At 55.4% G+C, this 23,088-nt stretch carries 19 protein-coding genes and 1 tRNA gene; 15 read left to right on the plus strand and 5 right to left on the minus strand.

Annotation, left to right across the window (positions count from 1 at the left end; translation table 11 throughout):
* The first annotated feature begins 33 nt into the window (after positions 1-33).
* The 5 genes from FO014_RS14225 to FO014_RS14245 all read left to right on the plus strand — a co-directional run bounded on the left by FO014_RS14225 (position 34) and on the right by FO014_RS14245 (position 6,688).
* Positions 34-1,287, plus strand: a complete 1,254-nt coding sequence (locus FO014_RS14225; protein WP_160030008.1) for a Tm-1-like ATP-binding domain-containing protein — start codon at positions 34-36, stop codon at positions 1,285-1,287.
* Positions 1,287-2,114: a phosphoenolpyruvate hydrolase family protein gene (locus tag FO014_RS14230; RefSeq protein WP_160030009.1), complete on the plus strand. Its 828-nt coding sequence runs from the start codon at positions 1,287-1,289 to the stop codon at positions 2,112-2,114. The genes FO014_RS14225 and FO014_RS14230 overlap by 1 nt, the downstream gene beginning before the upstream one ends.
* 294 nt (positions 2,115-2,408) lie before the next feature.
* On the plus strand, positions 2,409-3,863 hold the full coding sequence (locus tag FO014_RS14235; protein WP_160030010.1) for a UvrD-helicase domain-containing protein: 1,455 nt from the start codon (positions 2,409-2,411) through the stop codon (positions 3,861-3,863).
* Positions 3,857-5,620 carry a TraI domain-containing protein gene (locus FO014_RS14240; RefSeq protein ID WP_160030011.1) on the plus strand — a complete coding sequence of 588 codons (1,764 nt, stop codon included), beginning with the start codon at positions 3,857-3,859 and terminating at the stop codon, positions 5,618-5,620. Before FO014_RS14235 ends, FO014_RS14240 begins: the two co-directional genes overlap by 7 nt.
* Before the next feature lie 54 nt (positions 5,621-5,674).
* Positions 5,675-6,688, plus strand: coding sequence for a tyrosine-type recombinase/integrase (locus tag FO014_RS14245; RefSeq protein ID WP_160030012.1), 1,014 nt, complete (start codon positions 5,675-5,677; stop codon positions 6,686-6,688).
* A gap of 199 nt (positions 6,689-6,887) precedes the next feature.
* On the opposite strand, the gene FO014_RS14250 is transcribed toward FO014_RS14245, so the two are convergent.
* Positions 6,888-6,963 (minus strand) — tRNA-Phe (locus FO014_RS14250).
* Between the two features lie 360 nt (positions 6,964-7,323).
* Here FO014_RS14250 and FO014_RS14255 point away from each other — a divergent pair.
* From FO014_RS14255 to speF, 4 genes are all read left to right on the plus strand, one after another.
* On the plus strand, positions 7,324-8,505 hold the full coding sequence (locus tag FO014_RS14255; protein WP_160030013.1) for a NupC/NupG family nucleoside CNT transporter: 1,182 nt from the start codon (positions 7,324-7,326) through the stop codon (positions 8,503-8,505).
* A gap of 63 nt (positions 8,506-8,568) precedes the next feature.
* Positions 8,569-10,539, plus strand: a complete 1,971-nt coding sequence (locus tag FO014_RS14260; protein WP_160030014.1) for a bifunctional 2',3'-cyclic-nucleotide 2'-phosphodiesterase/3'-nucleotidase — start codon at positions 8,569-8,571, stop codon at positions 10,537-10,539.
* A gap of 183 nt (positions 10,540-10,722) precedes the next feature.
* Positions 10,723-12,024: an OprD family outer membrane porin gene (locus tag FO014_RS14265; RefSeq protein ID WP_246167966.1), complete on the plus strand. Its 1,302-nt coding sequence runs from the start codon at positions 10,723-10,725 to the stop codon at positions 12,022-12,024.
* Positions 12,025-12,341: 317 nt separating this feature from the next.
* A complete protein-coding gene (gene speF / locus FO014_RS14270; RefSeq protein WP_160030016.1) occupies positions 12,342-14,504 on the plus strand; it encodes an ornithine decarboxylase SpeF in 2,163 nt (720 codons plus the stop codon).
* 56 nt (positions 14,505-14,560) lie between these two features.
* Here the strand turns inward: speF and mltC are convergent, their stop codons facing one another.
* From mltC to mutY, 3 genes are all read right to left on the minus strand, one after another.
* Complete coding sequence (gene mltC, locus FO014_RS14275; RefSeq protein WP_105232516.1) at positions 14,561-15,637, minus strand: membrane-bound lytic murein transglycosylase MltC; 1,077 nt, start codon at positions 15,635-15,637, stop codon at positions 14,561-14,563.
* Between the two features lie 64 nt (positions 15,638-15,701).
* Positions 15,702-15,974, minus strand: a complete 273-nt coding sequence (locus tag FO014_RS14280) for an oxidative damage protection protein (protein WP_160030017.1) — start codon at positions 15,972-15,974, stop codon at positions 15,702-15,704.
* The gene (gene mutY / locus FO014_RS14285) at positions 15,971-17,116 is read right to left on the minus strand and encodes an A/G-specific adenine glycosylase (RefSeq protein ID WP_160030018.1); all 1,146 of its coding nucleotides are present in this window, start codon (positions 17,114-17,116) and stop codon (positions 15,971-15,973) included. The genes FO014_RS14280 and mutY overlap by 4 nt, the downstream gene beginning before the upstream one ends.
* Before the next feature lie 161 nt (positions 17,117-17,277).
* Here mutY and trmB point away from each other — a divergent pair, with 161 nt between their 5' ends.
* From trmB to FO014_RS14305, 4 genes are all read left to right on the plus strand, one after another.
* A complete protein-coding gene (gene trmB / locus FO014_RS14290; protein WP_160030019.1) occupies positions 17,278-17,997 on the plus strand; it encodes a tRNA (guanosine(46)-N7)-methyltransferase TrmB in 720 nt (239 codons plus the stop codon).
* A complete protein-coding gene (locus FO014_RS14295) occupies positions 17,997-18,323 on the plus strand; it encodes a YggL family protein (RefSeq protein WP_105232514.1) in 327 nt (108 codons plus the stop codon). The genes trmB and FO014_RS14295 overlap by 1 nt, the downstream gene beginning before the upstream one ends.
* Positions 18,324-18,424: 101 nt before the next feature.
* A complete protein-coding gene (gene glsB / locus FO014_RS14300; RefSeq protein WP_160030020.1) occupies positions 18,425-19,348 on the plus strand; it encodes a glutaminase B in 924 nt (307 codons plus the stop codon).
* Between the two features lie 59 nt (positions 19,349-19,407).
* Entirely contained in the window at positions 19,408-20,124 is a 717-nt protein-coding gene (locus FO014_RS14305; RefSeq protein WP_160030021.1) for a YggN family protein, read from the plus strand.
* Positions 20,125-20,513: 389 nt separating this feature from the next.
* On the opposite strand, the gene FO014_RS14310 is transcribed toward FO014_RS14305, so the two are convergent.
* Positions 20,514-21,296, minus strand: coding sequence for a GntR family transcriptional regulator (locus FO014_RS14310; RefSeq protein WP_160030022.1), 783 nt, complete (start codon positions 21,294-21,296; stop codon positions 20,514-20,516).
* 246 nt (positions 21,297-21,542) lie between these two features.
* Between FO014_RS14310 and FO014_RS14315 the strand changes: the two genes are divergently transcribed.
* Both FO014_RS14315 and FO014_RS14320 read left to right on the plus strand, forming a co-directional pair.
* Positions 21,543-22,304: an SDR family NAD(P)-dependent oxidoreductase gene (locus FO014_RS14315; protein ID WP_160030023.1), complete on the plus strand. Its 762-nt coding sequence runs from the start codon at positions 21,543-21,545 to the stop codon at positions 22,302-22,304.
* A 14-nt stretch (positions 22,305-22,318) separates the two neighbouring features.
* A complete protein-coding gene (locus FO014_RS14320; protein WP_160030024.1) occupies positions 22,319-23,080 on the plus strand; it encodes an SDR family NAD(P)-dependent oxidoreductase in 762 nt (253 codons plus the stop codon).
* Positions 23,081-23,088: the final 8 nt, after the last annotated feature.

Consider the following 23,088-nt stretch of genomic DNA (forward strand, 5'->3'; position numbering starts at 1 on the left):
CAATCTTTCACCCCTTATCACGGAGTGAGTTGTATGGCCAAGTTTGTGTATGTCATAGGGACTGCAGACACCAAGCTGGATGAACTGGTCTGGCTGAAGTCCTGTTTACATGCCGCCGGCGTGGATTCTCACATCATTGATGTGTCCACTGGGAGTCCGGAGGCGTTAAGTGAAAACAGCAAGATAGATATCCCGTCGTCTCAGATCGCTGAATATCATCCTGAAGGCAGCAAAGCTGTCTTCTGTAATGAACGCGGGCGGGCGGTTACGGCGATGTCTGTAGCGCTGACGCGCTTTCTTCGCAGCACTTCGGAGGATATCTCGGGCTTGATTGGCATAGGCGGTTCGGGAGGCACAGCCCTGATAACGTCAGCTATGAAGTCGATGCCGATAGGCATACCCAAGCTGATGGTATCCACCATGGCGTCCGGTAACGTTGGCGGCTATGTCGGTGGTGTGGATATCGCCATGCTGTATACCGTCACTGATCTCAGCGGACTCAATTACCTGTCTCGCACCATTTTGACCAATGCAGCCAACATGATAGCCGGCGCGGTCAACCATGTTGTTGCGCCTGACCGGGCACAAAAACCGGTACTTGGATTGACCATGTTTGGCGTGACCACACCATGTATCAACCAGCTGATAACTGTTCTGAATGAACAGTATGACCCGTTGGTGTTCCATGCCACGGGTAACGGTGGTACGTCCATGGAAGGCCTCGTTGAGCATGGTGAGGTAGTGGGGGTTATTGATATCACGTTGACCGAAGTGGCTGACCTGCTGTTTGGTGGCGTCCTGGCATGCCCGGAGACGCGGCTCGATAGTATCGCCCAGACTGAAGTGCTCTGGGTGGGCAGTGCCGGCGCCCTGGACATGGTCAATTTTGGGGAGCCTGACAGCATACCTGAGCGTTATGCTCAGCGGCAGTTTGTCGAGCATAACGCTCAGGTGACGCTAATGCGCACAACACCAGAGGAAAACTACCAGCTCGGCGTGTGGATTGGGGAAAAGCTCAATCAATGCAATGGGCCTGTTAGTTTCTTACTACCAGAAGGCGGATTCTCCGCGCTTGATGCTCCTGGCCAGCCGTTTTATGACCCTGACGCACGACGGGCGTTTGCTGACGGGTTGGAGAAGACTGTGCTACAGACGAGCCGGCGACGGATTATCAAAACGCCTCACCATATTAACGCACCTGAATTTGCAGCACTTGTGATTGAGGAGTTCAACGCAGTCATGCAACACCAGGGAACCCCTCATCACTCAACACCAGGGAAACTTTAATGAATAACTACAAAGTACTTGTTGAAAGTCTGAAACAGAAAGTCGTCCGTGATGAACCTATTATTGGTGCCGGTGCCGGCACCGGTCTTTCCGCGCGTAGCGAAGAGGCCGGCGGTGTTGACCTGATAGTTATCTACAACTCGGGGCGTTTCAGGATGGCCGGCCGCGGTTCTCTGTCCGGCTTGATGCCGTATGGCAACGCCAACCAGATAGTGCGTGAGATGGGCGATGAAGTGTTGCCCGTTGTCAAAAAGACGCCGGTACTTGCCGGTGTCTGCGGTACGGATCCGTTCTGCAACCTCTCGCCGTTCCTGGACGAACTGCAGACCCAGGGCTTTGCAGGGGTGCAGAACTTCCCGACCGTGGGCCTCATCGACGGTAACTTCCGCAAGAACCTGGAAGAGACCGGCATGGGCTATCAGTTGGAAGTCGATATGATACGTCTGGCGCATGAGAAGGGGATGCTGACAACACCGTATGTCTTCAATCCGGATGATGCGGTAGCGATGACCCAGGCTGGCGCGGACATTATTGTCGTGCACATGGGGCTGACTACTGGCGGAGATATTGGCGCCGAAACTGCCCATGACCTTGAGGCCTGTATACCGATTATCAACGCCTGTGCCTGGGCGGCGAAAGCGGTGCGGGATGACGTGATTGTGCTGTGCCACGGCGGCCCTATCGCGGAGCCGGAAGATGCGGCGTATATCTTGGCGCATTGCCCGGATTGTCATGGCTTCTATGGCGCCAGCTCCATGGAGCGACTGCCGACTGAGAAAGCAATTAAAAATACCGTCGAAGTATTTAAAAAAATAAAACGGAATTAATTATTCATTTAATTCCCGAATAATAAACAGGGCTTAAATAATGATGGTAGCGCCCTGAGTATAATAAAAATATTTAATTTCGCCTCAAACGCCCACGTGGATGATTTATCCACGTGGTCTTTTTGCGGCCTTTTGCCTCACCAGACTGAAGCAGCATGAGAGTGATAACGGTATATCACCCTGAATACGCCTGAACAGGATAAATCTTTTCTTCCGGGAAAAGAGTTTCCTGTGGTGCGTATCGTGCCGACCTGCGCAGCATAGCGCCGGTCCCGTTTTAATGGAGTGCTGCTGATGTCTTATTCTGATACACCTGAACAGGCCGCTATTATCGGCTGGTCTGGTCATCGCCTGGTCGTCAGAGCGTTTGCCGGCACGGGCAAAACGTCCACCCTGGTGCGCTATGCCCTGGCGAACCCGAACAGCAGGATGCTCTACCTTGCGTATAACCGCGCGGTCAGGGATGAAGCCGAACAGAAATTCCCGTTCAACGTTGAGTGCAAAACGTCGCATCAGCTGGCCTGGCCAAACTTCGGCCGTCATTACCAGAAGCGGTTAGCAGGGAATCTGCGGATCACTGACGTTGCCCGCTTGCTCAATACCCGTCACTGGCCGTTGGCCAGAACGGCCATCATGACCTTCAATGCCTTTCTGTGCAGTGGTGACCACGAATTTGGGCCGCAACACCTGCCGGATGAGGATGACCGCAGCGGGGTGTCCGCTGAAAGGATCCTGGCGGCCGCACAATTGTTATGGCGCGAATCCGCGCGCCAGGACGGCACTTTCCCGGTTACGCACGATGTCTATCTCAAGCTGTATCAGCTTTCTCAGCCAGATCTCTCAAAACGCTGGCAAACGTTGCTGTTCGACGAGGCGCAGGATGCCAATCCGGTGACACAGAGCCTGGTGCTGGCGCAGAACTGTAATGTAGTGCTGGTCGGCGATCGTCATCAGCAGATTTACCGCTTCCGAGGTGCCGAGAATGCCCACGATGCGCCGGCATTGGTTGACGCTGAACGGTTGAATCTGACCCACAGCTTCCGGTTTGGACCTGCGGTAGCCAGCGTGGCCAACATGCTGCTGGCCCGCCAGGGAGAAACGCTGCCCGTTGTGGGTGATGGCGGTGAAGACGCAGTGGTCACACGTTTGCCAGAAGAAAACCGGGGAGAGCACGTCACGATATTAAGCCGAACCGTTGCCGGCGTGATTGGCGCAGCGCTTGATGCCAGTCTCGCCGGCCAGAAGGTGTTCTGGGTCGGCGGTATCGCCGGCTACAAGACTGAGGAGCTCGAGGACCTTTATTGGTTTTCGGCAGACATGCCGGAGCGTATGCGCTCGCCGGTGTTGACGCGGGAATATCGTGATTTTGATGAATTTGAATCGGCGGCCAAGGCCACGAAAGATCCGGAAATGAACCAGGGTCTGCGCCTGCTTGAACAATATTTCCCGTTACCGCAGAAACTGCAGGTGATGCGTGAGCATGCCGTCACGGACGAAACTCAGGCTCAGGTCACGGTTTCGACGGCGCACCGCAGCAAGGGATTGGAATGGCCGGTGGTCGCCCTGAACGAGGACTTTGCCGATATCACTGACCCGCTGTTACCAGAGGATGAGCGCACGGACGAAACCAATCTGCTCTATGTGGCCGTTACTCGCGCGCGGAATACCCTGGTCATCAATGCCTTGCTTCAGACGCTTCTCGATGAAGACGCCGGCGATGATATGGAAGGGGACATGGCGGAATGCTGAAGGCGATAAAGGAGCTGCTGATCGGCACGGCGCCGACCAGGGCTAAATCATCCTCAGTGGCTTCATCGCCAGCTGGGCCGGCGGGGTATTTTATGCCGCAGTCCGCCACGCAGCTGCTGGACATGCCTGCTCGTAAACAGTGCCTGCAGCAGCTGTGGGAAAACAGTGCGCTGCCAAAGGATTTGTACGAAAAGTTTTATCTGCAGCCGCTCCATCACCTGGTGACGTTGATGCAAGTGCTGCCGGCAACCCGGAAGGGTGAGTATGCCAGCGAAGGGGGCCTGGTTGACATCACGCTGCAGACGACGACCTATGCCGTTCGCCTGGCCAAAGGGCATATGTTACCCCCGGGCGCGGCGCCTGAAGATCAGTCGGCACAAAATATTCTGTGGAACGCGGTGGTGTTTTACGCGGCGCTCTGGCGTTACCTGCCGCAATTAGACCTGGTAGAAGGCGAGCTGCAAAGCGGCCGAGCGTGGTTACCTGGTGTTACGGTTCCCGCCGAACCTTACCGTTTTCGATTCAAGCCGGTGGTGCCAGAACCAGATATCACGATGAGCCAAAGCGCGTTAATAGCGTGCCGTCTGCTGCCGGCGGAAGCGCTCAACTGGCTGTCTACCCTGCCGGCTGCAGCGCAGGCAGTGATGCTGATAGCGTCACGTCAGCCGAGCTCCCTGCCGGTGATCGATGAAATTATCGGGGAGGCCGTCACGCTGGCACGCGGTGATGCCATTGCCAACCCAGTGGCCGTTGCCATTCCTTCCTCTCCAATGCCAGTGCCGTCAGAGACATCGCCAGTGCCTGTTAGCGCTCCTGCTGCGCAGGTTGTGCTGGAGAGCAGTGTACCTGGTGTCGATGTGCAAAGTGCTGTGTCGGGAGAGCCGGTTCCCGCTGAGGGCCAGGGCAATAGTGCTGACACTGCCGCTGCAGTCAGCTCGGAAGAAGCCATGCCTGCTCCATCCGGTGATGTACTGCTGAGCTCAGCGCTAGATACACCCGTTAATGATTTACCGCTGGCCGAGATGGTTGTTGCACCAGAGCCTGCTGTTGAGGTTGAGGAGGATATGCAGGCGCTGCTTTCGCTGCTGAATGTCAGTGTATCTGCGCCGGAAGCCCCCGAAATGTTGGCTCAGGAGGACGCGCCCCAGAAGGAGGCTCCGGAGCCTACAGAAAGTGAGCGACCGGCAGCAGATTTACTCAATGTAGTGGATACGGTGACGACGTTACCAGAGAAAACTCCGCCCCTTATACCTGAAGCAACTACTTCTGATGACGTTCCAGCTGTTGCCGAAGCAGTCATACCTCAAGACGAACCTGAAAATTCTGAACCGGTGATGGGGCAAGGAGCCTCTGAGGTTGGTAAAGGGGAAGTGCCGATCTCTGATGAGCATTCAGGGGAGCAGTTCCTGCAGTGGCTGAGTACAGGTCTGACTTCAGGGGAAATTCCTATCAATACGGCAGGCGCCAGGGTTCATCTTGTTGCCGGATTTGTCTTCTTAACTGTTCCAGGGATCTTCTACCTCTACCTTAAGCAATCGGGACTGGAAGGAAATCAACGCGAGGCATTACAGGAGAGCTTTGAGCGATTGGATAAGCACCGGCGTGTAAAGGGTAAGCGGTTTTATTTTGCTGAGTTGTACGGAAATCCTGAGCGTACAGGTCCTTTTAAACGTACCAAGGGGTATCTCATTAAAGCGAGTTTCCTCTATCGAGGGGCACCGGTGCCAGCCGACAGTCCGGTGCTGGTCATCCCTTGATAGGGATTGTCCGTGTCTTTATATGGCACTTAATTTCAACTGGGGGGATATATAATGAACAAACGAGGAATGATGGACTGGGAAACATTGCTTGAGGAATATTGCTTCTCAAAACCACTCCGACCAGAAACTGAAAGCAGCTACCGAAAAGTGGTCGCAGTTTTCCAAAAATTTATTGGTGAAGATAAGTTGCCGGACGAGGTGACGCATCGCGATTTGATTCTCTGGAGAAGGGATATGCTTGGACGAGGTCTGACTACAAGTACCTGGAATAATAAGGTTCGTCATTTACGGGCGCTTTATAACCAGGGGATCAAGAAAAATTGGCTCACGATTACAGCTAATCCGCTTGATGAAACGCAGGTTCCTCCGGGGAGTAAGCGGAAGAAGATACTAAATCGCAATCAGATCGTTAGGCTCAATTTAGTATTGGCGCAGTTTGAGGAGCGTGAAAAGTTACGAATAGGAAAGCCTCGTCCGTGTGCGCTGTATCCTGTCTGGTATTGGCGTACGGTCATTGATGTGTTGCGTTCTACTGGCATGAGACAAAATCAACTGTTGCATATCCGTCTGATGGATGTCGATTTGGAAGCAAACTCGATGCTTCTCTGTAAAGAAGGCAGCAAGACACATCGTGAGTGGCTAGTACCCATAGTTAGCTTTGTTCGCGAACGAATGCGAATACTCGTCGAAAGAGCTAAAAACCAAGGTGCTGAGCCAGAAGACTATCTGTTCGATGTGGACCGATTTAAAAATCCTCTGGGGGAAGTAGGGCTGGAGCCTGAAATACAGCCTGTACGATCTTTCTTTACCCGGCTGAGCAAGGAATGCGGTTTCAAGGTAAGCCCGCATAGGTTTAGACATACTCTGGCAACAGAGATGATGAAGTCGCCAGATCGCAACTTGGCCATGGTGAAAGGTCTGCTGGGGCACCGCAGCGTGAGTACAACCATGGAATATGTAGAGTTGGATTTGAAGATAACCGGGCAGGCATTAGAAGACGAGTTGTCTCTCTATATGGACGTGATTCCTGTCCGGGAAGAAGAAGTTAGGCTTGCCTTGACATAACTTTAACAAGCTGTAAAAATCAACAGTGATCGAGAAAAGGACGCCTGTGGGCCAACACAGGCATCCTTTTTAAGAGGAACCTAGTTATCAATATCGAGTGTGTGGATGTCTCATAAACACTGCGATGCTGAGTTTAAGTTCCTTTGTTCCGCCCGTTAAAGGGTATGCCTCTAACCAGCGTGCTTTCATGCAGAATTAGTGGTGCCCGGACTCGGAATCGAACCAAGGACACGGGGATTTTCAATCCCCTGCTCTACCGACTGAGCTATCCGGGCAACGGGGCGCATTAAACCGTAAAGGCCGGGAGTCGTCAACGGCTTTCTGCCGCAAAGCGTTTGGTTGCTCCATTTTTAGTCAATTCGTTGCACTGCGGCAGGGCGTTCGCAGGCTCTGCCGCAGTTGCCGTTCACGCACTCTTTCCCCGTCTGCCGCCAGGTTTTTCTCCCTTTTGCCGCCGCCTGCCCGTTTTAACGAAAATTTAACCATTAATCATGCGCTTCCCGTTGACCCATGGTTTTTTTGTGCTCAATGTCACTTTAATAACATTTATCCTCTGATATGTTCTCCTAATAACATTTTTATATGTGTGACTATGCCTCCTGACAGGGTGGTATACAATTTCCCGGGGAAGAAATATGAAGTATCTCATTGGTATATTAAGCATTTTTGTTATTTATGCTTTGGCGGTGTTGGTGAGTAATAACCGTAAAAATATTCGCTATCGGCCGCTGGGTGTGATGTTACTGTGTCAGTTTGTTATGGCATTGTTGCTATTGAAAACGGACGCCGGCAATACCGGCATCGCCGCCGTGGCCGGAGTATTTGGCCATCTGTTGGCCTACGCCAATGAGGGCGTCAACTTTGTGTTCGGCGGCCTGCTGAATAAAGGAGAGATCTCGTTCTTCCTGTCGGTATTGCTGCCTATCGTGTTTATTTCCGCACTGATCGGCATTTTGCAGCACTGGCGTATTCTGGGCTTCATCATCAAGTACATCGGTCTCGGGCTCAGCAAAATCAACGGTATGGGGCGTCTGGAGTCCTATAACGCGGTGGCCTCGGCGATCCTCGGCCAGTCCGAAGTATTTATCTCGGTAAAAAAACAGCTCGGCCTGCTGCCGGAGCATCGCCTGTATACGCTGTGCACCTCGGCGATGTCGACGGTCTCGATGTCGATTATCGGCGCCTACATGGTGATGCTGGAGCCGCGCTACGTGGTGACGGCGTTAGTTCTGAACCTGTTCGGCGGTTTTATCATGGCGTCGCTGATCAACCCTTATCAGGTGAACCCGCAGGAAGATCTGCTGGACGTCAGCGAAGGGGAGAAACAGAGCTTTTTTGAAGTGCTGAGCGAGTACATCCTCGACGGTTTTAAAGTGGCGGTGATCGTCGGCGCGATGCTGATCGGCTTTATCGCGTTAATCGCCATGGCCAACGCCATCTTCACCGCGCTGTTCGGCATCTCTTTCCAGGATATTCTCGGCTACCTGTTCTCGCCGCTGGCGTTCCTGATCGGCGTACCGTGGCATGAAGCCGTGCAGGCCGGCAGCCTGATGGCGACCAAAATCGTCAGTAACGAATTTGTCGCGATGCTGAACTTCTCACAGGGCGACTTTAATTTCTCCGAGCGTACCGTGGCGATCATCTCCGTCTTTATGGTGTCGTTCGCCAACTTCTCCTCCATCGGCATTATCGTCGGCGCGATCAAGGCGCTGGACAGCAAGCAGGGGAACAGCGCGGCGCGCTTTGGTCTGAAATTGCTGTACGGCTCAACGCTGGTCAGCTTCTTGAATGCGACGGTGGTAGGGCTGCTGTTTTAACCCGGTCACATCGGGGCAGTTTGGCCGCCGGGCGGCCAATTTTCAACACACAGGGAAAGTAGCATGAAACTATTAAAATCAGTCAGTAAAGTGACGTTATTAGCAGTGATGATATCCGGTGTCTGCCACGCCGCCACGGTGAATCTGCGGGTGATGGAAACCACCGATATGCACGGCAATATGATGGATTACGACTACTACAAGGATCGCGCAACGGCTCAGCATGGCCTGGTGCGCGCCGCCACGCTGATCGATGCAGCGCGGACGGAAGTAGACAACAGCGTGCTGGTGGATAACGGCGACGTGATTCAGGGCAGTCCGATGGCCGACTATGCCGCGGCGCATCTGAAAAAAGGCGACGTGCACCCGGTTTATCAGGCGATGAACCGTCTGGACTACGCGGTAGGCAGCGTCGGCAACCACGAGTTCAATTACGGGCTGGACTACCTGCAGCTGGCGCTGAGCGGCGCCAAATTCCCTTACATCAACGCCAACGTCTACCATGCCGACGGTGAGAAGCCTTACTTCAAACAGTATCTGATCGTCGATACGCCGGTGAAGGACAGCGAAGGCAAAATGCATAACCTGCGCATCGGTTATATCGGCTTTGTGCCGCCGCAAATCGCCCTGTGGGACCGCGCCCACCTGGAAGGTAAAGTGGTGGTGAAAGACATCACCGAAACGGCGAAGAAACTGGTGCCGCAGATGCGTAAAGAGGGTGCCGACGTGGTGATCGCCATTGCCCACTCCGGCATCTCCGCCGATCCGTACAAAGCGCTGGCGGAAAACTCGAGCTACTACCTGTCTCAGGTGCCGGGCATTAACGCTATCGCCTTCGGCCATTCCCACGGGGTCTTCCCGAGCGCCAGTTTCGCTTCACTGCCGGGCGTGGATATCGCCAAGGGCACGGTGAATGGCGTGCCGGCCGTGATGCCGGGGCGTTGGGCCGATCACCTGGGGGTGATCGATCTGGTCATTGAGGGTGAAGAGGGCAAATGGCAGGTGACGTCCGGCAAGGCCGAGGCGCGCCCTATCTATGACAGCAAGGCGGGCAAGTCGCTGGTGGATGCGAAGCCGGAACTGGTCGAGGCGCTGAAAAACGCCCATGACAGCACGCGTGAATACGTTAACAAGCCGATCGGCAAGCTGGCTGCCGGCATCGACTCCTATCTGGCCCTGGTGCAGGATACGGCGGCGATGCAGGTGATCCGCGATGCGCAGCGAGCCTATGTGGAACGTATGATCCAGGGCGATCCGGATCTGGCTGACCTGCCGGTGCTGACCGCCGCCGCGCCGTTTAAAGTCGGCGGCCGCAAAAACGCGCCGGATGACTTCGTCGATATCGCGCAGGGCGATCTGAGCTTCCGCAACGCGGCGCAGCTGTATCAATACGCCAACACCCTCGCCGCCGTGCGCGTGAAGGGCAAGGATGTGAAACAGTGGCTGGAATGTTCGGCGGGGATGTACAACCAGATCGACCCGAACAGCGAAGCGCCGCAGTCGCTGCTGAACTGGGACGGTTTCCGCGCCTACAACTTCGATATGTTCGACGCGCTCACCTATCAGATCGATGTGACCCAGCCGGCGCGTTATGACGTCGACTGCAACCTGATCAACCCGCAGGCGCAGCGTATTGCCTCGGTGACCTATCAGGGCAAACCGCTGGATGACAACGCCGAATTCCTGGTGGCGGTGAACAACTATCGTGCCTTTACCGGTAAATTCCCCGGCACCGGGGACAAGAACGTGGTGATCAATGCGCCGGATGAAGTGCGTTCGATCATCGCCGACTATATCAATACGCAAACCCAGCAGCACGGCCAGTACGCGCCGGCGGCGAAGAACGGCTGGAGCATTGCACCGATCAAATCGGACAAAAAGCTGGATATCCGCATGGAAACCTCGCCTGATGAGCATGCCGCACAGCTTATCAGGCAGTCAGCGCAGCATCCGATGACTTACATCGGCAAAGACGACATCGGCTTTGCGGTTTATAGGATCGATCTGCAACGTCCTTCTGCGAATAAAAAATAACGCCGTACCAACGGAATAAATAACATGCAGGCTTTACCGGAAAAGGTAAAGCCCGCAAACGCGCACCATCAACCGAGGGCGCGAGCCCTCTTTATAACGTTAATTTCAATACCTGGGCGAAATAGAAAACGGAGCTTTTCTATGAAAAATAAAAAAATGGGATTTAAAAAAAGTAATTTGTTAATGATGTTACCTCTGGCGGCACTGGCGGCGTTTAATGCCGATGCGGCAGAAAATAAAAAATTCGGCGGTGTTTTTGCCGGGTTTGTTGATGATAGCCATGCCGATCTTTCCTTCCGCAATGTATTTAAAAACCTGAGTACGGAAGATTACGGCTCGCGCTCTAACCAGACCGCGTGGGGGCAGGGAATTACGCTGGATTACCAGTCGGGCTATATCAACGATATGCTCGGGGTGGACGCGTCCTATTATGGCGTGGTCAAACTGGCCGCCAGCGATGATTTCTGGGGGCGCAGCGTGCTGTATAACGACGACGGCCAGGCGAAAGGTTTTAACAAGCTGGGGCAGCTGTATATGAAGGCGCGCCTGGGGGATGAGGATACCTATCTGCGTCTCTATGGCGGCTGGCAGCAAATTAAAAAGTGGGGCGCGCTGAATAACTCGACCCGCGCCATCCCGAGCACCTATCTGGGCTGGCGCGGCGAAACCGGCAGCGGGCCGCTGCGCCTGCGCGGCGCCTATGTCACGCGCTACAGCGACAGGGATTCCCCGGAGAAAGTGCATTTCCGCACCGCCGACAAGAAACAGATTAGCCAGATCGCCACCGGCGAGCTGAGCTACGCGCAGCGTGACTACGGCGCCCGCTATTTCTTTGGCGAAAGTCATAACTATCTTCAGCGTCACGGTCTGGAGTTTGACTGGCGGCCGGCGATGCTGGCGGACTATCGCGCCGCGCTCGGCACTCAGCTTTACATGAACCATGGCCTGCAGGACTGGACCAGCATGTCGCCGAGCAAGAAAACCTTTGATCGCGATGCCTACCACGCCGCGCTGTCGCTGAACTGGCAGGCCGGACGCTGGAAGAACAAGGCCGGTCTCTCCTATACGCGCGCGCATCTGTCGCAGGGGTTGGGGCGTTTTGAATGGCACCTGGCGAAGCTCAGCCGCGGCACCTTTAATTCGATGGCCGACAGCTGGGGCAACGACTATGTCGGCCATAACGAAAAAATGGTGGCCTGGACGTTTGGCTATGCCGTGACGCCGGACGTTGAAATGGGGATGGTGACCAACTACGGCTGGGGTATGAAGTATCAGGGACGCGGCATCCAGCGCGGCGAAACCCTGATGTATTCGCGCTGGACGCCGTCTGCGGTGAAGGATCTGAGTCTGCAGCTGTCCGGCGGGCCATCCTGGAACTATCAAAGCCAGAACAACCGGCCGAAGCTGACCGCCGACGGCAAACCAATGCGGGCGCAAAATCACTCGGTCGAACTGCAGGTCGATTACAAATTTAATCTGTTCTAACGCCGCTTGATTCAGCGCAGCGTGGCAAACTGCGCTGAATTATTAGCCTGTCAATATAGTTTCCTTTGTTACAAATCACTCTCGGCTCGAGCGTTGATTTTAACTGTCTGTATTTTATCTACTTATATTATTTTTTTGTTTTTACAGCAAAGGGTAACATAATTTAATCTAAAGTATTTATCGGCGGTGCTTCACTTTTCCATTTGCGCCCTTGCCGGGTGGCCGCAGGTTAAGCGTTTGGCTGTGCAGGATAATCGTCATTATTTTATGCAGGCTGATGGCGTCACTTCATTCCCCATTGTTTGAGAGTTGGCACAATGAAAGACTTGAAGATAGCAATCAGCACCGGTTTGTCCGCCAGTATTGAAACCCTGCGGCAAGTCGTGCGTGTCGCACACACCGATTACACCGACGTGGCGGCGGTGGTAGTCTCCGTCGATGATGTGAACGCCGGCATGCTGGCGCGTTTGCAGGCGACCGGATTTAATATCCCGGCCTTTGTTGCCGTTGAAGAGGAAGAACCGCTGTCGCCGGATTATCTGCCGCTGGTGACCGGCGTTTTCACCCTAAGCGGCACCAGCAAGGCGTTTTATATGGCGCAGCTGGAAGCCGCGGCAGACGCCTATGAGCAGGCGCTGCTGCCGCCGTTTTTCAAGACGCTGAAAACCTATGTAGAGATGGAAAATTCTACCTTTGCCTGCCCGGGGCATCAGGGAGGGGAATTCTTTCGTAAGCATCCGGCGGGGCGGCAGTTTTTCGATTTTTATGGCGAAACCCTGTTCCGTTCCGATATGTGCAACGCCGATGTGAAACTGGGCGATTTGCTGATCCATGAAGGGGCGGCGAAGGATGCGCAAAAACATGCCGCGCGGGTATTTAACGCTGACAAAACCTACTTTGTGCTCAACGGTACCTCCGCGGCGAACAAGGTGGTGACCAACGCGCTGCTGACGCGCGGCGATCTGGTGCTGTTCGATCGCAATAACCACAAGTCCAACTATCACGGTGCCCTGATTCAGGCAGGCGCCACGCCGGTCTATCTGGAAACCGCGCGCAACCCGTTCGGATTTATCGGCGGTATCGATGCCGGCTGTTTTGACGAAGCGTACCTGCGCCAGCAAATCTGCGAGGTGGCGCCGGACAAGGCCGAGGCGGCACGGCCGTTCCGGCTGGCGATTATTCAGCTCGGCACCTACGACGGCACCCTCTACAACGCCCGGCAGGTGCTCGACACCATCGGCCACCTGTGTGATTACATTCTGTTTGATTCCGCCTGGGTGGGCTATGAAGGCTTTATCCCGATGCTGAAAGAGTGCTCGCCGCTGCTGCTGGAGCTGGACGAGCACGATCCGGGCATCTTCGTCACTCAGTCGGTGCACAAACAGCAGGCGGGCTTTTCGCAGACCTCGCAGATTCACAAGAAAGACGATCATATCAAGGGGCAGAAGCGCCACTGCAACCATAAGCATTTGAATAACGCCTTTATGCTGCACGCATCGACCAGCCCGTTTTATCCGCTGTTCGCCGCGCTGGACGTCAACGCCAAAATGCACGCCGGTGAGGCGGGGCGACGCATGTGGATGGAGTGCGTGCGGCTGGGCATTGAAACGCGTAAACAGCTGCTACAGCGCTGCAGTCAGCTGCGACCGTTTATTCCGCCGCAGGTGGACGGGCAGGCATGGCAGAGCTTTGACAGTGAACACATCGCCGGCGACGCACGTTTCTTCACCTTCGAGCCGGACGCGGCCTGGCACGGCTTTGCCGGCTATGCGCAGGAACAGTATCTGGTCGACCCGTGCAAACTGCTGCTGACTACGCCGGGCATTGATGCCCAGACTGGGCAGTACGGTGAATTCGGCGTGCCGGCGGTGATTCTGGCCAACTTCCTACGGGAAAACGGCATCGTGCCGGAAAAGAGCGATCTCAATTCGCTCCTGTTCCTGCTGACCCCGGCGGAGAAACCGGCCAAAATGGCGCGCCTGGTGGATAAGCTGGTGCAGTTTGAGCGCTATATTGAACAGGATGCGCCGCTCTGTGAGGTGTTGCCGACGGTATACCGCAAACATGAGCGGCGCTACCGCAACTACAGCATTCGTCAGCTGTGCCAGGAGATGCACGACCTGTATGTCAGCCATGACGTGAAACGGCTGCAGCAAGAGATGTTCCGTCAGGCGCACTTCCCGCCGGTGATGATGAACCCGCAGGACGCCAACGTGGCGTTTATCCGCGATAACGTCGAGCTGGTGCCGATATCGCAGGCGGCGGGGCGTATTGCCGCCGAAGGGGCGCTGCCTTTTCCGCCGGGCGTGCTGTGCGTGGTGCCGGGGGAGGCGTGGGGCGGCGCGGCGCAGCGCTATTTCCTGGCGCTGGAGGAGGGAATCAACCGCCTGCCGGGCTTTTCGCCGGAGCTGCAGGGCGTGTATGTCGAGAAAAAGGACCACGGCTGGAAGCGGATTTTCGGCTACGTGGTCAAGCCGTAACCGCCGCGCGGCGTGAGGAAAAAAACAGGGGCGCATTGCGCCCCTGTTTGCATGACTTAACGGCGACGATAGCTCTTCTGCGCGGTGTTCACCTTCACCAGATAGCGCCGCGACTCGCCGGCCGGGTGCTTGGTGGTCAGGGTGGTGTACACATCGCCCGGCTGCATGTCGTTGATGACGTCAAACGCCTTGCTGCGGTTGCTGGAGAACACGCGCAGCACGCTGCCGGCGCCGCCGTTGTAGGCGGTGATCACCGCGTAGCGCCGCGAGGTCGGGTTCTTGATGCCGCCCAGGTAGTTGTTCTGCAGAATCGCCAGATAGGCGGTGCCGGTATCGATATTGTTCGCCGGATCGAACAGGTAGCTGCGGCTTGGTTTGCCCCATTTGCCGTGCATCTGGAACACATCCTTACCGGCGGTGTGCTGCACCACCTGCATCAGGCCGAGCGCGTCGGAACCGCTGACCGCATACGGGTTAAAGCTGGATTCGGTCTGCATAATCGCCAGAATCAGCGACGCTTCCACGCCGTATTTCTCCGAGGCTTTACGCACCATCGGCAGGTACTTATGCGCACGTTTATCCAGGTGGTTCGGCACCAGCTGAATGGTGACCGAGTAGATCACGTGCAGGCCGGAGGTGCGTTTTTGCAGCTTGTTCTGCACCAGATAGTCGGCGAAGTGCGCGGCGCGCCACTCCCAGCGGATCGGCTGGCCTTTGTTATCCACCACCTGGCCGTAAAGGAACGGCTCTTTGCTGATCTGGATATCGTTGGCGTCGGAGTAAAGGTCAACCGAGCTCGGGTCGTCGCCCATCAGCAGGGTGGTGACGATCGCCTTGCGCAGGCTGGCGGCCGGGTCGGTCGGCGAAATGGTTTCAAAGGTGATGGTGCCGGCATCAAAGTTGATGTGGCTGCGCGTCAGATACTGATCGGTATATTTGACGTAATCCTTCGGCCCGGCGATCAGAACTTCGTTCAGACCCCAGATATTTTCGATGTTGTGGGCGAACTGGCCCATCAGAATGTCGAAGCCGTTGGTGTCTTTCACCCAGGCTTCGTTGAACTCATCGCTTTTTTTACCGGAACAGGAAATCAATAAAGGTGCTATCACTAGCAAAGCTAAAATTTTCTTCATCTTAAGCCGTATTTTGATGAATGTAATCGGGCATTGCAGGGGCCAGCGCCGGCCCCGAAACAGGTTATTCGCTCGGCGGCGTGTAGCCTTCGATATGGACGTCGTGGCCTTCAAACAGGAAGCGCACCATCTCCGCTTCCAGCAGCTTGCGGTCGTCCGGGTTCATCATATTGAGCTTTTTCTCGTTGATCAGCATGGTCTGCTTCTTCATCCACTCGCCCCAGGCTTCTTTGGAGATTTCGTTGAAGATGCGTTTACCCAGATCGCCCGGATACAGCTGGAAATCCTGCCCTTCGGCGTCACGCTGCAGGTAGGTACAAAAAATGGTTCTGCTCATGCTAGTTCCTCATCGGTGGCGCTGTTGCCAAATAGATTCGATTGGGTCGGCGGCTGCTTGACCAGCTGTTGCAGCAGTCGCTCAACAGGCGCGGCCAGTCCGACCGACGGCGGCTGCGCCAAGTTATACCAGAGACCGTCGCCTTCATCCATGGCGCCGCCGGCACCGTCGAGCGGTAGCCACATCGGCACGATATCCAGATGAAAATGGCTGAACGTATGGCGAAACGCCGTCAGTTGTTGCGCGTGCTCTGCGTTCAGACCCCGCTGTTGCAGCCAGAGTTCCATTTCCTGACGAACGGCGAACTGCGGGAAACAGAACAGGCCGCCCCACAGGCCGACCGTCGGACGCTGCTGCAGCCAGACGCGCTCGCCCTGTTGCAGCAGCAGGAAATAGGCGGTTTTTTCCGGCAGCGTCTGTTTCGGCTTCTTGCCCGGATAGTTGGCCCAGCTGTGGTTGGCATAGGCGATGCAGCCGTTGCTGAGCGGGCACAGCTCGCATTTCGGTTTCGAGCGGGTGCAGACCAGCGCGCCAAGATCCATCATCGCCTGGTTGAACTGGCCGACGCCTTCCGCCGGGGTGACTTCGTCGCTGATTTGCCACAGACGGTTCTCCACCGGCTTTTTGCCCGGCCAGCCTTCTACCGCATAGCAGCGTGCCAGCACGCGCTTCACGTTGCCGTCGAGGATCGGATAGTGCTGCCCCAGCGACAGCGACAGAATGGCGCCGGCGGTGGAGCGGCCGATGCCGGGCAGCGCGGCAATTTCTTCAAAGCTGGTCGGGAATTCGCCGCCGTGTTGTGCGACAATGGTCTGCGCCGCTTTGTGCAGATTACGCGCACGGGCGTAGTAACCGAGCCCGGTCCACAGATGCAGCACTTCGTCCAGCGGCGCGGCGGCCAGCTGGCTGACGGTGGGAAAGCGCGCCATAAATCGCTGAAAGTATGGAATGACGGTGGCAACCTGAGTCTGTTGCAACATCACCTCGGAGAGCCATACTTGATAGGGCGTTTTATCTAATTGCCACGGCAGCGTTTTGCGCCCGTAGCGTTGGTACCATTCAAGCACCTGGTGCGAGAACTGGCGTGCTTGCATCATAATCGGGTTTCGTATCAGACAGATATTGATGCGCGATTGCAGCATAGTGCGCTGGTGGTGTAAACCGGAACTTTCCGACGGTGGCGATATCGCTGCTCCTCACAACGGGAAAGATGCCGGAGAGAGAAGATGAACACTTGCTAAACCGGGCTATCTTTGCATAATGCGCCTTTCCCTAATTGGCAGCCAAACAGACAGAAAGCACTATGATTAATGACGTCATCTCCCCGGAATTCGATGAAAACGGCCGCGCTATGCGCCGCATCCGCAGTTTTGTGCGCCGCCAGGGGCGGTTGACCAAAGGTCAGCAGCACGCGCTGGACCACTACTGGCCGGTAATGGGCGTGGAATATCAGACGCAGCCTGTCGATCTGAAGGAACTGTTCGGCCGCGATGCGCCGGTGGTGCTGGAAATCGGTTTTGGCATGGGCGCCTCGCTGGTGGCCATGGCGGGCAACAACCCGCAGCAGAACTTTTTAGGGATTGAAGTACACTCGCCGGGCGTCGGCGCCTGCCTGGCCGATGCCCATGAGGCGGAGCTGAGCAACCTGCGCGTGATGTGTCATGACGCGGTTGAGGTGTTGGAGAATATGATTCCGGACGGCTCGCTGGAGATGGTGCAGCTGTTCTTCCCGGATCCGTGGCATAAGGCGCGCCATAATAAACGCCGCATTGTGCAGACGCCGTTTGTCGAACTGGTGCTGCGCAAGCTGAAAGTCGGCGGCGTGTTCCATATGGCCACCGACTGGCAACACTATGCGGAACATATGTTAGAGGTGATGAACGGTGTTGCCGGCTACCGTAATCAGTCGGAAACCGGCGATTACGTCCCGCGTCCGGCATCGCGTCCGTTAACCAAATTTGAATTACGCGGCCAGCGTCTGGGACATGGCGTTTGGGATTTGATGTTTGAGAGGAAAGTATAATGGCTAAGAACCGCAGTCGTCGTTTACGTAAAAAGTTGCATATCGAAGAGTTTCAGGAACTGGGTTTCTCCGTCGCCTGGCGCTTTGCCGAAGGCACCGCGGTTGAGGACATCGACGCGACCCTGGACGCCTTCATTGACGAAGTGATCGAACCTAACGGCCTGGCCTTTGACGGCAGCGGCTATCTGCAGTGGGAAGGCCTGATTTGCCTGCAGAAAATGGGTCACTGCACCGAAGAGCACCGCGAGCTGGTGAAAAACTGGCTGGAAGCGCGCAACATGACTGAAGTGAAAGTCAGCGATCTGTTTGATATCTGGTGGGACTGATCGCCGGCTGTGAATAGCGGGGCCGGATACGTCCGGCCCGTCATACCGCGAAATTGTCAGAAGGTGCCTGAGGGCGCCTTTGTTTTGTCCGGAGAAAAGAGTTGGTAACAGCATTGGATAACGCGCTGCTGGCGGAGGTTCTGCAGCAGGTGCGTCCGTTGATCGGCAGCGGCAAGGTCGCTGACTATATTCCCGCGCTGGCGGAGGTGCCGGCGGATCGTCTGGGGATTGCCGTGTGCACCGTCGATGGCGCGCTGTATCAGGCGGGCGACGCGGCGGAACGCTTCTCCATCCAGTCAATCTCCAAAGTGCTGAGCCTGACGCTGGCGCTGACCCGTTATCAGGAGAGCGAAATCTGGCAGCGGGTGGGGAAAGAGCCTTCCGGCCTGCCGTTCAACTCGCTGCTGCAGCTGGAAATGGAGCAGGGCAAGCCGCGCAATCCGTTTATCAACCCGGGGGCGCTGGTGGTGTGCGACATGCTGCAAACCCGCCTGAGCGCGCCGAAGCAGCGGATGCTGGAAGTGGTGCGTCAGCTGGCCGGCGAAGACGATCTGGCCTACGACGCGCGCGTCGCCCGTTCCGAATTTGAACACTCCGACCGCAACGCGGCGATTGCCTACCTGATGAAGTCGTTCGGCAACTTTGAAAATGACGTGCTGACCGTGCTGCATACCTATTTTCACTACTGCGCGCTGCGGATGAGCAGTATTGAGTTGGCGCGCAGCTTTGTTTATCTGGCTAATAACGGGCGCGATCTGCAGGGCAATGCGGTGATCTCTCCGCTGCAGGCGCGGCAGATCAATGCGCTGATGATGACCAGCGGCATGTACGACGGCGCCGGTGAATTCGCCTACCGGGTCGGCATGCCGGGCAAGTCGGGCGTCGGCGGCGGCATCGTGGCGATCGTGCCCGACGAGATGGCGATTGTCGTCTGGTCGCCGGAGCTGGACGCCTCCGGCAACTCGCTGGCGGGAACTGCGGCGCTGGAACTGTTGTCTCAACGAATTGGTCGTTCGATTTTTTAGATCCCGCTGTGGTTACCCGCGTACGGGTATACGGTTGGAAGGGAATCTCAGGAGAAATTATGTTGAAGAAAACCGGCTTGGCATTATTGCTGTTCACCGCCGCGCAGGCGCATGCCGCCTACCAGTGCAATGTTAAACCTCAGGACGATGTGATTATCAGCCCGCAGAGCGTGCAGGTGGTGGGCGCCAGCGGCAATCTGCAGATCTCGCCGGACGGCGATGTGACCCGCGACGGCCAGGCGCTGACGCTGAGCGACAGCCAGCGCCAGCAGGCCTTCCGCTACCAGACGGCGCTGCGTAAAGAGCTGCCGTGGATCGATGACGGCGCGCAGCAGCACCTGGAAAAGGCGCGCGTGGCGCTGGATAAGGTGATCGTCAAGGAATTGGGCGGAGACAGCAACGTGCGTAACCGTCTGACCACCCTGAACGGCCAGCTGAAGCAGCAGATGAACCGGATTATCGAGCACCGCAGCGACGGCCTGGCGTTCCACCATAAAGCCATCGCGCAGGTGGAGCAGGATGGCCGCAATCTGGTGCAGCAGAGCATGGGCGGCGTCCTGCAGGACAGCCTGAATGAAATGGGCGTCAAGCAGGCGGCCAACAGCGGCGGCAACCCGCTGCAGGCGATTATGGGCAACCTGGGCGGCCTGCAGAAGGCGATCCAGAACGAGTGGAACAACCAGGAGCAGGATTTCAAAAACTTCGGCCACGACGTCTGCAACCGCGTCACCTCGCTGGAAGAACAGCGCAAGGCGCTGCTTGGTGCGTTGAAATAAACATAGTCAGGCCCGGCATCATTCAGCGTCGTTATCCGCATCCTTCATCCCTGTGGGATATCTCTGCGGCGGCGCATGGACATTGATTCAGCCGCGCCGTCTGCGCTATTGCTGCCGGAGAGAGCATGCCGTGCGCTCTGGCAGCCGTTCCAAGATAGCTGCGCAGGCGCGGTCGCTGCAGGGGTATAGGGTGTTTGCTACGCTTAACGTTTCCTGGCTGTTCAATGACGGACCGCCTTGCCGCACCCAGTGGTACCGCTCGCTGTTGCGAGAGAGTCCCTGTTTTTGCTTGATGTTGCGTTGATGATGACTGGCGGTCCCACGTTTCGCGCTGATTAAGCCCTCACACCAATATCTATACCTCAACGATTTTCCAAATCGATATCAGGTTAGGTATTGGCGATAACTTTAATTCTGCTGGTTGCGGTGTTGAATACCGTCTGATAATACTCCAGAGGCGTACCATCCTGAGTGCGTCCCACGGATTCAATCCCAATAAGTGGTTGCAGCAGAGGGATATTTAACAACTCCGCTTCTTCACGCGTTGGCATGGTCGCCTCAAACCAGCGCTCTGAATGTGCGATACGCAGGCCAAAGCGATCCCGCATGGTGCCATAAACAGAAACGTTATCCTGAATCCATTTCTCAATACCAGGAACACGATGCCCGGCTATCCTGAGCATGGACACCGAAGTCGCTTTGCCATCGACAAAGTAGACACGCCTGATCCTGAAAACATCAGCCGGAGGTGGCAACAAAAGCATCTCTTTTTCATGCTTGGTTGGTGTTCCCCTTTCGATGTGCAAAATTCTGGTTGTAACTAAGTGTCCTTTTGAGATCTCACCGAATAACCCGCTGTTTTGGGAGGCGAAATCGACTTCCTGCCGGCTTTTTGAAACAAAGTTTCCCTGACGGGCCACTTTAGTAACCATTCCAGATGCGACTAACCCGTCCAGTGCCATGCGCACAATGGGACGAGATACGCCAAGCTGTTCACAGAGCGACTGTTCAGAGGGAAGCCGCGTATCATGTTCCACAGAAGAGTGAGCGATTGCAGTGAGTAGCAGTTCCTTTACCTGTTGCCACAATGGGGATGCATTATGCCTGTTAAGTGGCAGCTGTTGTTCAATCAGATAGCTAAGCTGATCCACATTCTGTTTTTCCTCAATCATTTATCTGGATCCCACCTCAATTTAACCCAAAACATCACTATAGATGACCGATTGATTACCGTCACCACCCTCCGTCCACATGAAGCCAGGTATTGTGTTGTGCGTTTTTTGATCACACTCGCAAAATTTAACAAGCCCGCTTTCCTCTTGCACATTTACTGGTTATAACCAGAACTGTATTGGTAATAACCAGTGCGGGGTATTGTGCCTTATCCCGTATGTCATGTCACAGACTAATGAGGATTTATGGGTATTAACGCGGATATAAAAACAGTATTGATCACCGGTGCTAGCCGTGGCATCGGCAAAGCGATAGCGCTGGCATTTGCAGAAGCTGGATACAAAGTCATCGCCACGGATATTGAGCGTGAAATCAACGTGCTGGCTTCACTCAAGAATGAGATTGAACATATCGGCAAATCCTGCCTGACCTATTCGCTGGACGTCACCAGTAAAACAGAACTGGATCAATTAGTTGCAAATTTACGTCGTGACCGTCAGGCGGTGGATGTACTGGTGAACAACGCAGGTATTTTGCAAATTTCTACGCTTCAGGATCTGCAGGAAAGTCAGTGGAATGCTCACTTTGATGTCAACGCGAAGGGCGTTTGGCTCACTACCCAAGCGTTTGCTCCTTACATGAAAGAGCAAGGTGACAAACGCATCATTAACACCGCATCACTCGCCGGCCGTTGCGGTGTTCCCGGCCAAGGCCACTATGCCGCAACTAAAGCGGCCGTCATTTCGCTGACACGCGTTGCAGCTCAGGAGCTGGGACCAGACGGATTTACCGTCAACGCGATTTGCCCGGGCATCATTCTCACTGAAATGGGGCGTAACAATCTGGGCAGTGAAGAAATGATTACCTACTGGGAAGGCCGCACCGCATTACGTCGGCTTGGTCAACCTGAAGACGTTGCCGGAGCGGTGCTGTTCTTTGCTTCCCCTATGGCGGATTTTATCACCGGACAATCAATCAACATCGATGGCGGGATTTATTTCCACTAATAACAGGGGATCCTATGCGCAAAGGTTTATTCGAATTCAAAGATAAAGTAGCCGTTGTGACCGGTGGCAGTAAAGGCATTGGGCTTTCAATTGCTAAGGGATTACTTGAGTTTGGTGCGGAGGTCTGGCTACTGGATACCGATGTGGTAGCCGGAGAACAGGCGGTTCACGATTTAGGATCTAAAACGCATTTCTATCAGCTGGACGTGACCGATCCCGCTGCCGTTAAGGTTTGCGCAGAACAGGTAGCCAAAGAGTCAGGTCACATTGACATGCTGGTTAACTGCGCGGGTATTTCGTGCATCACCCCGGCGTTTGAGGCTGAAGATGATGAATGGCGTCTGATTATGGACGTTAATCTCAACGGCACATTCTGGTGCTGCAGAGAGTTCGGTCGCCAGATGGCGAAGCAGCAGAGCGGGAGCATCGTCAATATGGGGTCGATGTCAGGCGATATTGTTAACCGTCCGCAGGCTGCTACGGCATACATTACCAGCAAGGCGGGTGTGCACCTTATGACCAAGTCGCTGGCATGTGAATGGGTTAAAGATGGCATCAGAGTGAATGCTCTGGCGCCAGGCTATATCGCGACAGACATGACTTTGCAGATGCGCTCTCGCCCTGAATTGTTCGATGAATGGATGAATTGCACACCAATGAAGCGCTGTGGTGAACCTGATGAAGTCGCCAACGCCGCGTTGTTCCTGGTTTCAGATGCGGCGAGTTATATCACCGGAACCATTCTGGCTGTCGACGGCGGTTATACCGCCTGGTAATGAGGTAA

It is taken from the genome of Serratia rhizosphaerae, assembly GCF_009817885.1.
Lineage (GTDB): Bacteria > Pseudomonadota > Gammaproteobacteria > Enterobacterales > Enterobacteriaceae > Serratia_B > Serratia_B rhizosphaerae.